Raw genomic sequence first — 12,837 nt, forward strand, 5'->3', positions numbered from 1 at the left:
CTTGAATTGTCAAATTAAGTGCAACACTACATTAAAGAATATTTCATAAGGCGTTTTCCATCCGAGACATTTACGGGGACGATTATTCATTTGTTCTGCATATGCTTGTATCCGGCGGTCAGTAATTGAATCAAGGTCAGTTCCTTTTGGCAAATATTCGCGAAGCAAGCCGTTAGTATTTTCGTTAGTTCCTCGTTGCCAAGGAGAGTGAGGATCGGGAAAGTAGAAGGGCGTACCAAACTTATCAGTTAAACATTGAACTTTGGCAAACTCTTTACCCCTATCCGGGGTAATCGTTAACGATCTACCAGGCCATAGCTTCATTAAGTCGCTCAAAGTATCCGTGACTGCTTCTGAAGTTCTTTTAGCAGCTTTACCAATAAGCAGGTAACGAGATTTTCGGTCAACCAATGTAACGACACAAGCCTTTCCGCTTTTGCCTAACACGGTATCACCTTCCCAGTGACCAATTTCTACACGGTTGTCAGCTTCTCGCGGACGATCATGAATCTTGTTGGGGATTGGAATCTTGCCTCGTTTTTCCTGATAAGCTTTATTGTGGCGAGACTTGCCGTGATGCCTTAGATGGCGCACGGCACTAGAGCTGCCAGATTTAAACAAATTATCAAATAAGCCATTGAAAATCCCACGGTAAATAGTCGTGGTACTGATCTGCACCGGATACTTTTCGACTGCCAAGCGATTCGATATTTCCTCCGGAGACCAAAGGTCTTCGCAGAAGTGTTCTCTCACCACTTCAAACACCTGAGGATTACTCAAAAGAGAGACTCTGCCACAGTTGCCTTTGCGCTGTTTGTACTTCTCCTGAGCCTTCGAAGGTGAATAGGATTTACCAGTAGAATTACGGCTTAATTCTCGAGAAATGGTTGAGTAACTTTTCTTGATATGGCTGGCAATCTCACGAAGTGAGTTTCCATGATTCCTCATTAAAAAGATAGTTTCCCGTTCATCTATGGTAATATGCTTGTAGTGGTCCATGGCTGAATTCCTTTCATGATTGTTTTCGCAAACATCATTTTACAGAAATTTGGCCATGGGCCATTCTTTATTTAATTAGTGTTGCACTTAAAGTGTAAATTCAAGGTTAATATTTTCATTATATGCAAAAGGATTGGTCACCACAATGACCAATCCTTAATGTTTATTACTTTTAATTAAATGCTACTATTATCATCATTATTACCGAGCGGAAACGTGCGCCAAAAGGCAACTTCCTGCCACGTAACCGCCTTTCGTCCCACTCTTTAATGTTTGTTACTTTTAATTAGATGTTGCTATTATCATCTTTATCAATTTAAATTGTTGGCAACTTGTTTATGCTTCCTGCAGTAATCCTCTGGGGTTAAATAAACCGAGTGATCACCTAATGCCCTCGTTATCGTCATAATTCTTGGTGGCAGCAATCCCACCCGCTTAACCAGTCCTGAATTACCAAATAAGGCTGAAGGTGTCCCGGAAAAGGCAATCTGACCATGCGCCATCACGTGAACTGTTGAAAATTCAGCCGCTACCCAATCCATATCATGAGTAATCGTGATCACCTGATGACCACTTTTTACAAGTTGATGAAAAATGTTAGTCATTCGCTTTCGACTGGGCCAGTCTAACGACATCATCGGCTCGTCAAACAAATAAATTGCAGGATTAATGGCCAAAACCGTTGCAAACGTTAATAACTTTTGTTCAGATAACGAAAGGTCATATGGATTTTCGGCTGCTTTATCAGCTAATCCAACCGCAACCAAAGCTTGATCAGCCGCTTTTTTAATCATCAATTGATCCGATTCAATTTGAGAAAGCCCCCAAGCCACTTCTTTTTGAACCGTTGCGTTAAATAATTGATCATCTGGATCTTGAAATGTCACGCCAATTTGTTTCAACTTTGTCTGTGGTTTCAACTCATCTATTGAAACGCCATTAATCATAATGGTCCCTTCTTGCGGTGTTATCAATCCGATCAGTAACTTTAACAAAGTTGATTTACCAGCGCCGTTCTGACCAACAATTGCGGTTAGTGGACTGTCAAAAGATTGCCGATCAATTTCCACCTGAAATGAGTGTTCTGGATAAGTGTAACGCAACCCACTAATTTCAATTTGCGGCATAATAAGCCTCCTCTAATTGTTGATTGGTAACCGGAAATTCGTCTGCTGCACCAGGGATTGACCACTTCATTAATTTTGCCAATCGAAACACAGTCGGTTCAGCAAGCTGCCAGTCCGGCTTCAGATGATTAAAAACAGTCAGCGGTTTTCCTGCCGCAACTAACTCGCCAGCTTTCAGAACCCAAATTTGGTCAGCAATTTCACAGAGATCGTCGACTTCATTTGACACAATGAAGATCGTCTTTTTTTCAACACTGACTAACCAACTGAAGAAATGCTGACGTCCAAGTGAATCCATTTCACTGGTGGGATCATCTAAAACCAAAATTGACGGATCAGTTACGATTGCTGTGGCAATTGCCAGCCGTTGTTTTTGTCCGCCAGACAGCGTTCCCGGTGATTGATTTAATTGGTCGCCTAACCCCAACTGATCGGCAACATTGAGGACTCGCCGTTTAATTTGATCGGCTGGAACTCCTTGATTAATGAGGTCAAACGCAATTTCATCGGCAACCGTATCGGCAAGCCCACTCAATTGACCAGCCGGATTCTGCAGCACAACACCGGTTTGCTGATTATACTTCTGCCAATCCAAATTTGGCGATAATGATCCAACTTGAATGGTTCCCGTTACATCACCTGAAATAATTGTTGGTACAATTCCGGCTAATGCCCGACATAACGATGTTTTACCTGCATGATGATTACCAATGATGCCAATAACGTGCCCAAATTCGGCGTCAACCGAAATATGTTTTAGCGCGGATGTTTCAATCCCTCGGTAACGTAGACTCAAATTTTCTAAATGAATTTGCTGCCGATTATCCATAATTTCCACCCAATCAATATAATTGCTAATAAACTCAAGCCACGATGATTAACCATTTCGTGCCGATAAAGATTTGCCGATTTTAGTGCCACCCGATGGGGACTATTAAATCCACGTAATCGCAGGGCGATCGACCGTTCCATTGATTGATAAAGCGTTTTGATCACTAACGGAACCAGCACTGGTAAAATTGATTTAATCTTTTCAAGAATGGTTTTCTGTTGATTAATGCCACGTGCCCGTTGCGCCATTTGAATTTTTTTCATGTTGGCCATCATTTCCGGTAAAATATAGCAAACCGACATCAATACATAGACCGCTTTATAGGAGAGACCGACCTGCTCCAAATATTTAGAATTTTCTGACACTGTAGTCGTTGTCATAAAAAAGCTGGTTGCTAAAATAATGACAAAAATTCGACACCCCATCGTTGCTGCATACAACAGCCCTTCTTGATAGAATCGAATCCCGACCACTGAAACCAACAGAGTCTGATTGTGACTGTAAAAGAGGCCCTGAATAATCAGCATTGTAAAAATTAAGAATGAGCTGAATTCAATTGCGTGAACCGCCAACTTGCCGGCTTTCGAAATCAGTAGAATCACTAGCGCAACGAATACAAGCGCAATTTCAACTAACAAATTGGTGAAACAAAAGCTTAATAAGGCCAGATCAAGGGCCATCAATAATTTCGTTACCGGATCAACTACCGACGTCCAGCCACGGTGAGCTACCGAACCTTGTAAAATTGAATTTGGTTCATTCATTATTTATCATCCCTGAAAAAGCGAATCATTCGCTGTGGCAGTTGCCGATAGATAAAGAATGCCAAGTAGGCAACAACAACTTTATCCAAAATGTCCAAAATAAATTCATCAGTAAATGATGAAATCCAAACCGGAATGTGATTAGCGATCATCACAGCGAAAATTGAATCACCCCAAGGAATCCCAGTTTGGCCACCCCAAAAAATGACATTGAGTGGTGTTGAAATGACAGCAGATACAATTGCAATAATAATAGCGGATACGAATACTTTCTTTGCGGATGAAAACCATCCCTTGGCGTGGAGGACCCCAACGGCAATCCCAATTGCAATACTAGTAATTGCATAGACCGTTGAAAGCGGTGATAGCGTCAATCCATAGATGACGTGATTAATAAAGCCACTAATTGCACCAGCCACCGGGCCAGCTAACATACTTGCCAGAAAAGTTCCCAACGTTCCTAACCAAACCGGTAATTTTAATCCTTCGGCAAACGCCTTGGCAACATAATTAATTCCGACTGCTGCAGGAATCAACGTCATCGTTGCTGTTGACAACCGAAACTTCCAGATACTTGACCGCTTAATATTTTGGACTCTCAAAATCCGCACCTCATTTGCTTAATTATTTTAAATAAAGGTATAAATTACTTTTATTTAAAAGTAATTTATAACTTTAATCTAATTAAAAACATTGTACGACTGTTTTGATAAAAGTCAAGTCGACTTTAATAGTTTTTGCGGTTGTGACTTGGTCTTTTTTCTTCTTGAAGCTTATGTTTTGTTTAATACGGAATATTTTGGAGTAAGCTGGCTACCGAGTCTAAACGTGCAAAAGAGGAGCAAATCCCGGCCATATAACTAACTTAACGGAATATTCCAAAATCAGGAATGGCTGGCTACCGAGTCTAAACGTGCAAAGCAGAAGCAGGCCCCGGCCATATAAGCCTTCCAATCTAATATTCCAAAAACAGGAATGGGATGGTAGCCGAGTCTAAACGTGCAAAAGAGGAGCAAATCCCGGCCATAACTGACTTAACGGAATATTCCAAAATCAGGAATATTCCGTTAAGTCAGTTATATTCTGGGATTTAAGCGCTCCCTTTTGCACTCTCTGCAACACCTTATCCCCCTCCGCGATATCTCTTCTCAATCCCTTTGCCTGCCGGTCTCTGTCATCATACCAGTACCACAAGCCACTCAGCGCAAAGACGATGATTCCAGCGACGATTAATTCAACCGAAAAACTCAGGATTAGATACAGCGTGACCAAAAACGCAAAGATCGGAATTAATAATCCCCCCGGCAGCTTAAATCCTTGCGGTAACTTTTCATGCTTTCGTAATTTAATTGACGCCAAAATTGTTGGAATATATTGCACGAATGATGTAAAGACAATCGCAGACGCTAGGAATAAATAATTTCCTGAAAGCAACATAACCCCACAAATCGCGCATGATAACAGTAGTGACACGATCGGCACACCACGTTTGTTCTGATGTCCCAAAACTCTCGGCAACAATTGGTGTTCGGACGCTAGCGAGCTCGCAATTAGCGGCGTTGAGAATGAAATTGATAGCGCCACTCCCATAATCGAAATCAGCATCCCCACCAACGCAAGATCATAACCAAACTGCCCGGCAAAATGATAGAATGATGCCGCAATTGGGACATTATCTGTCGCTAAATGACTACCAGAGACGCCAATTGCAGCAAATTGTACAATCATATACAACAAAGCCGATGTCAGTAAAACCGCAATTAAGGCTTTAGGCAGCGTTTTTTCTGGATTTTTCATTTTGGAAGCGGCAATCGGCAGAAACGAAAAGCCGGTAAACATGTAGAAAACCATCCCAAAGCCTTCATTAAAACGACCGAACAATGGGCTTGAATTGGTTGTCGCACCGGTTAGATTTGCAAAATTGGCATGTCGGACAAAGAATAACCCCGCCACCACAAACAAAATCAACACACCCATTTTGGCAACCGTCGAAATATTATCCACCCAATCCATAAACTTTGATCCAAATAAATTTAAACAAGTCAAGATCGCCAAAATACCAAGTGCCACAATTAAATAATTTCGATGGACATCAAGACTGGGAAAGACACTTCGCAAACTTGTCACAAACGCTGAAATTTCGGTGGCCATTGTAATGATGCCCAGCAACCATGTAAAAATACCAATTTCAAAACCGGCAAATCTACCAAATGCTGTATACGTATATAGCCAAGCACCGCCATCTCCCGGAATTTTACTTGCCAAATTGGCAAAACACAGTGCAATCATTAAAACTGCCACCCCGGCTAGTGGCATTAACAGCAAGCTTAAATCACCCAATTTGGCATAAATCCGACTTGGCATCAAAAATATTCCGGAGCCAATAATGCCGTCGACACCTAACAAGAAAACGCTTAGGAAACTTAACTGCTTGATTTTCCCAGATGACATTTCACTACTCCCCCTTCAGCCAATTTTCAACCCGATTGTGTGATGTAATCGGTATCACAAGTTGTCTTTATCTTAGCATGTGCCAAGAGGCAAACGTAGTAAAATGTCTTCGATAATGTGGTGTTTTTAGAGACCCTAACCCATCTCCAGAAAAAGCTTATTTTAAAGATATCAACTTTGAAGGGCAAGATACGGGACAAAAGGCGCTTAACAAAATAATGGCTAACGAAAGTCAATCAGCAATAACCCAACTAAAAAGCAAACCTCAATAAACGTAATCGACAAAATACCGCCATCATCATAAAATTTATTAAAAATAAGGCCACTCACTGATTTAAATAAGCTATATAAAAAGATGAGCGTATACACACCAAAAATTACGTGCATTATCGAGTTACTAATATAAAACGCACCATAAAGCACAAATGAGAATAGACAAAATGCATCAACAAGTCCCCATAAATAAATATTTTTAGACGTTGGGTGAATGAGTTTGTCCATAATTGACATCTCCTAAGTTTTGGGAATTATCATCATTATAAACCCAATCATTTCGAAACAAGTCCAAAGTCCATTGACCAACCTGTTCAGCTTATCATTTAAGAAGTGATGATCAACGTGTTCTAGACTTTCTAAGCTATCATCATGAATCATCAGCGTATATTTAAGCTCGATTTTGACTTCCTTTTCTTGTTGCATTAATAACTGCCAGCTGGTATATGGCCGCTTGGTAAAGGTCAATAATTGTCGGACCAATAAATCATCACGAATATTCATTAAACGTTCGTTTAATTCACTACCCTTGAAAACTGTTTGTTCGCTATCGGTTTCCTTAATTAATTCTCGTCTTTCAGCTTGCGTGGTCTGTTCAAAATTAAGCTCTGGATAAAGTTTTTTCGTAGTGCGATCGACCACTTTATTTAAGAGTTCATCTGCTTTTTTGAGTGAGCTTTCTTGTTGGTTAATTGTCAATAATTGTTTAGTCACATCTTCACCAACCGCATGTTTAATTAAAGTGCTGTTTTTCCAATTAAATAGCATGCGCCGCTTATCATCTAAACTTTCCAAACTAATATAAGTTTTCAGTTCGTGGCTTAACTCTTTGACCACTTTTTTCTCGTTAAACGAGAAGTGTTTACTTAGGCTATCCAAGTGACCTCGATTAATTACTTTTTCTTGATTGTTTTTATAATTCGCTTTGGTCTTACGATATTTCTTAACTTGTTGGTTAAATTCTTTCCTTTTACTCCGCTTACTATTGATTCCCTCATGTTGAGTTGGAACTTCATCTATTCCTTGATTTTCAAAGGATTTTTCACTGATCCGATCCGGAATATTTTTTTGCTCTAAAACCTGATCGACACTAACTGCCCAATTATGACGCCATTCAATTATTTTTTCTTTCTTATCCCAATCGACCATCAGTATCTTTCTACTCTTAGGGTACTTGTTAGTTCCGGTATACATTTTATTGCCATTCTCATCTAAAATATATTGCTTTTTACTCTTGATTCCCCATGTTCCGTCTGGGTTAAATGGACGGTTAGTTAACATCACATGTGCGTGCGGATTGTCTGGGTGATCGCGATGAATTGCTACGTCAGCTACCATACCTTGATCGACAAAATTTTCTTGCACATATTTTGTCAGTAATTCTTTCTGTTCGGATTCACTTAATTCTACCGGTAAAGCCACGTTAAATTCTTTTGCATACCGTGAGTTTGATTTTCGATCTTTCTTTTCAACTTCATTCCATAATTGTCTCGATTACTGACCCATTCTGGTGCGTTTTTTGGGGTTAAAATAAAGCTTTCTGGCATAACCGAGCGGGCATAAAAATAGTGGCGGCCTTCTTGATTATCAAATAATTTTTCACCACTTCTATAAGCGGCACTGGCAATGGCACTGCGTCCTTTACCAGCACTAATATTACTAAAACTCATATGAAAAATTGCCATACTAGTCACCGCCTTTCTTTGGATCTATTGGTTGATTTTGTTGTCGCCAACGGCGACTTCTGATACAAGTCTTTAGCACGATTTACCCCACAAGTATTTAGTGGAGTATAAGTGCGCATTGACCTCGTTTCACTCGGTCTTCTGATTCTCTTAACTTTAATTTAGTGTATGCCTTCCGCTTCGCTATTTCAACTTTTATCCTTTGACTTAACATTCTTTGTATGATATAGTGTCGGTGATTATTTTTAATATGATTGTAGGGATCATTATGTCTCAAAGTAACTTAGAAAAACAAGAAGTTAAATTAAAACAGCTTAATCAAAAGATTAAAGCTGAAAAAAATAAGATTGAACAAAACCTCGGTAAGCAAATCATTAGATCAGCCAATTTGGATTATGGGACACTTACCACTCCACAGATTAAAATGATTGCTAAAAAAGTTGCCGTCTTTTTAAATCAAGCTCAAAATAACCGATAATAGTTAGGTGGTAATGACTATGCCTAATCAATATGAAAAACTAGTTGAGCAACAAGCGCGTTTAAAACAAAAAATTGAGCGAGAAGATTTTAAATTACGGCAATCTAAATACTACGAAAATCGGCAAGCCCGCAAAGCCCGTTCTCGCCGATTAATTCAAAAAGGGGCTTTGCTCGAAAAATACTTTCAAGCTGATAATCTCTCGGTTGAACAAACCGAAGAGCTTTTAAAAATATTTGCCGATTACGTTAATGCCCATAAACCAAATAAACTCAAAAACGATCAACCTAATAACTAGGCCGATCGTTTTTATTTTCAGGATTATTTTTTGACTTAACTTCTAGATTATTTTTAGCAAAGTATTTGAGATGGTTTTGGGTTCTTTTACTAATCTCGTCTTCAACTAGTTTAAGTTCTAATTTATCCGTTTTTTTAGTTGCTTGTACATCTGGTTTAATTCATTAGCACTTAATTTTTTGTTTGCTCGAATTTGTAATCCTTGAATACCATTATCATATGTCCACTGTTTAATTTTAGTCATGTCATTAGTCTGATAATAATTGGCAATTAGTTCGTTCCATTGATCCCACTTATCTAATGGGATATTAATTAAACCAGCGCCACCGTCAATCATAATTTTATTGGCACTTAAAGTTGCCGTCCTTTTGTTTCCGTCCCAAAAGATTTGTTGGCGCATATTATGATACATGACAGTCAATGCTTTATCAGTAATCGTCATTCGTGGATCAGCCAAGATTTTTTGTAAAAAGGATTGTTCTTGTTTTTCGTTAATTAAAGGTGGTTCAAAAAAGTCTTCACTACCTAAATCAACTCCTCCTTTTCCTTGCCGTAATTCTCCTGGTACTAAGGCGTCTTCCGCTGCCACAATCTTGTTGATTTGTTTTTCCATGGTTAACGTTAAAGGGGAATTTTGAGCAGTGATATATTGCCACCCACGCTTTAAATTAATAATCGTCAAAACATCTTCAACAGGTACTCCTGCTACGCTCATACCGTCCATAATAGTTTGTGTTTGTGGCAAAGTGGTATTAACGCCTTCAAAGCGGGCATTAGTGTGCACTAGCTTGGTAAAATTTGCTCGGGCAAACCGTTGGTTTTCTGCAGCTGTGAATTTATACTTGTCCATATATGTTCGTGTCTTAGCCATATTTTGTGCCTCCTTTTTATTTCAGTCACTGATTATTTGACCTGTCCATGTTAAATCACAAAATGCTTTTCGTTGATAATTTGCTCTTGGCACTTATCTAAGAGGTAAGTGTGTAACGCGTCAAACAGCTTGCGTTTATCAGGATCTGGATTATGAGCTGCTTGCTCCCAAATGTCTTGAATATCGACTGTCCATGGGTCAGCCAACAATTGATCAATTGTTTCGACTTCTTTGCTGGATTTGGTCATTTAAAAAGCTCCTTTCACATTCCCTTAGTTCAGTCATTGCCAATTCAGCCACTCAAGATGCCTATTTTTGCTTCTAAGCGGTTTTAAAGTGATTTTAATATAATAATTATGCATGTAACACTTAAAGCGGCTTAAATGAGCTTATACGGCGTTTAATTTCGAGTATGCTCGTTATCAATATTTTGTTCTTTAGGGTGTTTGGCAGCATATTTTCTAGCCGCTTGTTTATTCCACCAAACGCCAAATAGGTTTTGCATGGTGCCGTACAAGTAGTTTTCCACGTTCTTGATGTGCTTCTCATTGCTTCTAAGGGCGTTAAAGTAGCGTCTCAAGGCTTTAGTCATTAAAGGTTTAAGTTCTTCATCGTCCAGTGGGATTAGAACCCCAATATCTTGATGATCCTTTTCAACTCGATATTTAGCATTCAGGATGATACCAATAAACCGGCGCATTTGTTGCGGAGTTCGGCACCAGAAGCTAAGTAATTGCACGGCTTCTGGTTCTAAGAAAACCGGTAAGCCACTGTCTTCATCAGTTAAGAAGTCATTAGCATGGTTCACCAAATCCTGGTTTTGCTTTTGAATTTCTGCTGGTGAGAAATTGGCTGTGGAAAAGTCCAACTTTTGAGTATCTATATTGTATCTATTAGTATCTAAATTATCAGGGCCAAAATAACTGCCACGATAATTAAGAAATTACCAATTTTGAACATTGCTTCTTGTGCGTGACTCTTGCCACCTGCGGAAGCAACCAATTTAGCAGTTCTACCAAAGAAGGTATTCGAGCCGGTGGCAATAACTACGCCAGTCATTTCACCTTGTTTTACGATACTGCCAGAATAGGCTTCGTCACCAATTTTTTTGGTAACTGGCAAACTTTCACCGGTTAAAGCAGCCTGATCAATTGAAACATAATCACCGCCGGTAAAACGCAGATCAGCTGGCACAATTTGGCCTAAGCGCACCTTAACGATATCGCCTGGAACCAGTTTGGAAGCTGGAATAGTTTTAAACTTGCCATCACGCATTACCGTTGCATTAGGAGCTAAGCCCTTCTTCAAAGCAGCTAATACATTTGAGGCTTTGCGATCCTGCCACAGTTCAATACATGCGTTAAATAAAAGCAGAACAATAATGATAACAAAGTCATCCCAGTGATTGATAATTGCGGAAACAATCGCTGCTGCTTCAATCATATATGCAATTGGACCAGTAAAGTCCTTCAAAAACTTAAGCCATAACGGTTCACTTTTGGCCGTAATTGCATTCGGTCCATATTGAGCTAACCGTTTATTAGCTTCTTGATCAGATAATCCTTTTTTCGGATCAACATTTAGTTGCGTGAGTGCCTGCTGCAAATCTTCTTTTGCTAAATCAGGCTTATCTCCCGACTTTTTTGTCTTGTGATCATCCATCGATAATACCTCTTTCCTCAAAAATACTCTGTTCATGCCCATTGTGGAACTAGACCATACAAAAAGCTACTGATATTGATCAGTAGCTTAAATTATAATTATTTATCTAATTTAGCATTTTCTTCTTTGAAGATCTTGCCCTTGTTAACTTCATAGTATGTCTTGTAGCGCTTGTAGTAGTTATGGAACATGTACTTCATCAAGAGCCAGCGCTTAAAATTCTTGTCGTTATCGTAGAAGACAGTCGTACCGTAACGACCTTCACGAATCAATTCGTCTGCCTTGTCCTTAGCCTCATTTTCAAAAGCATATTCGTTAAAGATCTTCTTTGGCACGCCAAGCCACAATTTATACTTAGACTCAAGCTTGTTGCCATAAACAGTCTTCTTGTCCTTCAAGGCATCTTCTACATAATCATCAATGTACCACTTAGCCAAGTTGCAACCATTCAAAGTTACATAGAAGCTAGAACGACCTTGACGCAAGTTGATTTCAAAGAACTTGAATTCCTTGTCTCTTGGGTCGTACTTAATATCGAAGTTGGCCATTCCAGTGTAGTTCAACTTTTCAAGGAATTGTTGGACTTGTTCATACAGCTTTTCGTTGTATTCTGGCAAGATTGCCATATAGTTACCAATTGATTGTGGCGTTGGGTCTTCAAGCAATGGGTGACCCAAGCACATCATCTTAACTTGATGATTCTGATCAACATAAGCATTCAAAGTCCGCATATTAGAGTCATCGCCTGGGATAAAGTCCTGTAAGATCAAGTCAGCCTTGTAGCCGTGAGTATAGATCTTAGTTACGATATCCTTAAATTCAGCCTTATCTTGAATGGCGAAAGTCTTCTTTCGACCTTCAAATTGGCAGTTTAACCAAGAAACAGGATCTTCTGGCTTAAGTTCAACTGGAAAGTCAAATGGCACATCCAAATACTTTTCAGACTTGTAATCAGCCATCGTAATAATCTTGGTCTTAGGATATGGCAAACCATATTCTTCTGCAGTCTTATAGAAACCTTCCTTAGAGATCAGAACCTCTAATAAATCATAATCAATATAAGGTACGATGAAGACCTTGCTCAATTCTTCCTTGTGCTTAGCCAAAAGTTCAGCGTAACCGTCACCACAGGCGATCAAGATTACTGGTTCTTTGTGATCCTTATAAATCTCCATCTTCTTGTGCATTACATCCATGAAAACTGGATCTGCACTAAAGCCGTGATGCAATTCTACATCAACAATGCTCGAATAACGCGTAGCGGCCAATTGGACGTCAGCTAGTGCCTTTACCTTGATCCCGTAAGCTTCATTAAACGAACGAGCCATACCATAAACATTAATATCACTGCCAAGTAAAATTGGCGTAAATTTTTTAGTCATTATTCTCAATATTCCC

General features: G+C 39.4%; 13 protein-coding genes and 2 pseudogenes. 2 read left to right on the forward strand and 13 right to left on the reverse strand.

The window, feature by feature from the left end; genetic code table 11:
- Window positions 1-9: 9 nt before the first annotated feature.
- From BLP58_RS07320 to mobQ, 8 genes and pseudogenes are all read right to left on the reverse strand, one after another.
- Window positions 10-999 (reverse strand): IS30 family transposase, encoded by a 990-nt coding sequence (locus BLP58_RS07320; RefSeq protein ID WP_004561985.1) that lies wholly within the window; start codon window positions 997-999, stop codon window positions 10-12.
- Window positions 1,000-1,310: 311 nt separating this feature from the next.
- The gene (locus tag BLP58_RS07325) at window positions 1,311-2,126 is read right to left on the reverse strand and encodes an energy-coupling factor ABC transporter ATP-binding protein (RefSeq protein ID WP_013855173.1); all 816 of its coding nucleotides are present in this window, start codon (window positions 2,124-2,126) and stop codon (window positions 1,311-1,313) included.
- On the reverse strand, window positions 2,113-2,955 hold the full coding sequence (locus BLP58_RS07330; protein ID WP_013855172.1) for an ABC transporter ATP-binding protein: 843 nt from the start codon (window positions 2,953-2,955) through the stop codon (window positions 2,113-2,115). Before BLP58_RS07330 ends, BLP58_RS07325 begins: the two co-directional genes overlap by 14 nt.
- The gene (locus BLP58_RS07335) at window positions 2,928-3,722 is read right to left on the reverse strand and encodes an energy-coupling factor transporter transmembrane component T (protein WP_013855171.1); all 795 of its coding nucleotides are present in this window, start codon (window positions 3,720-3,722) and stop codon (window positions 2,928-2,930) included. Before BLP58_RS07335 ends, BLP58_RS07330 begins: the two co-directional genes overlap by 28 nt.
- Window positions 3,722-4,264: an ECF transporter S component gene (locus BLP58_RS07340; RefSeq protein ID WP_404804760.1), complete on the reverse strand. Its 543-nt coding sequence runs from the start codon at window positions 4,262-4,264 to the stop codon at window positions 3,722-3,724. Before BLP58_RS07340 ends, BLP58_RS07335 begins: the two co-directional genes overlap by 1 nt.
- Window positions 4,265-4,775: 511 nt before the next feature.
- Complete coding sequence (locus BLP58_RS07345; RefSeq protein ID WP_013855169.1) at window positions 4,776-6,173, reverse strand: APC family permease; 1,398 nt, start codon at window positions 6,171-6,173, stop codon at window positions 4,776-4,778.
- 222 nt (window positions 6,174-6,395) lie between these two features.
- Window positions 6,396-6,674, reverse strand: coding sequence for a hypothetical protein (locus tag BLP58_RS07350; RefSeq protein WP_025084225.1), 279 nt, complete (start codon window positions 6,672-6,674; stop codon window positions 6,396-6,398).
- A gap of 60 nt (window positions 6,675-6,734) precedes the next feature.
- Window positions 6,735-8,131 (reverse strand): annotated as a pseudogene (gene mobQ, locus BLP58_RS07355) (MobQ family relaxase); the annotation flags it as partial.
- A gap of 268 nt (window positions 8,132-8,399) precedes the next feature.
- Here mobQ and BLP58_RS07360 point away from each other — a divergent pair.
- Window positions 8,400-8,609, forward strand: a complete 210-nt coding sequence (locus BLP58_RS07360) for a hypothetical protein (protein ID WP_025084221.1) — start codon at window positions 8,400-8,402, stop codon at window positions 8,607-8,609.
- A 19-nt stretch (window positions 8,610-8,628) separates the two neighbouring features.
- Complete coding sequence (locus tag BLP58_RS07365; RefSeq protein ID WP_013855167.1) at window positions 8,629-8,907, forward strand: hypothetical protein; 279 nt, start codon at window positions 8,629-8,631, stop codon at window positions 8,905-8,907.
- Between the two features lie 117 nt (window positions 8,908-9,024).
- Here the strand turns inward: BLP58_RS07365 and BLP58_RS07370 are convergent, their stop codons facing one another.
- From BLP58_RS07370 to BLP58_RS07390, 5 genes and pseudogenes are all read right to left on the reverse strand, one after another.
- Window positions 9,025-9,777 carry a Fic family protein gene (locus tag BLP58_RS07370; RefSeq protein WP_013855166.1) on the reverse strand — a complete coding sequence of 251 codons (753 nt, stop codon included), beginning with the start codon at window positions 9,775-9,777 and terminating at the stop codon, window positions 9,025-9,027.
- A gap of 50 nt (window positions 9,778-9,827) precedes the next feature.
- Window positions 9,828-10,025 (reverse strand): hypothetical protein, encoded by a 198-nt coding sequence (locus BLP58_RS07375; RefSeq protein ID WP_013855165.1) that lies wholly within the window; start codon window positions 10,023-10,025, stop codon window positions 9,828-9,830.
- Window positions 10,026-10,177: 152 nt separating this feature from the next.
- Window positions 10,178-10,684: pseudogene (locus BLP58_RS07380) on the reverse strand (replication initiator protein A); the annotation flags it as partial.
- Window positions 10,678-11,481 (reverse strand): HAD-IC family P-type ATPase, encoded by an 804-nt coding sequence (locus tag BLP58_RS07385; protein WP_081462960.1) that lies wholly within the window; start codon window positions 11,479-11,481, stop codon window positions 10,678-10,680. The pseudogene BLP58_RS07380 and the gene BLP58_RS07385, both read right to left, overlap by 7 nt.
- Before the next feature lie 56 nt (window positions 11,482-11,537).
- Window positions 11,538-12,821, reverse strand: coding sequence for a carboxylate--amine ligase (locus BLP58_RS07390; protein WP_013855162.1), 1,284 nt, complete (start codon window positions 12,819-12,821; stop codon window positions 11,538-11,540).
- Between the last annotated feature and the right edge of the window lie 16 nt (window positions 12,822-12,837).

This window comes from Lactobacillus kefiranofaciens (assembly GCF_900103655.1).
GTDB lineage: Bacteria > Bacillota > Bacilli > Lactobacillales > Lactobacillaceae > Lactobacillus > Lactobacillus kefiranofaciens.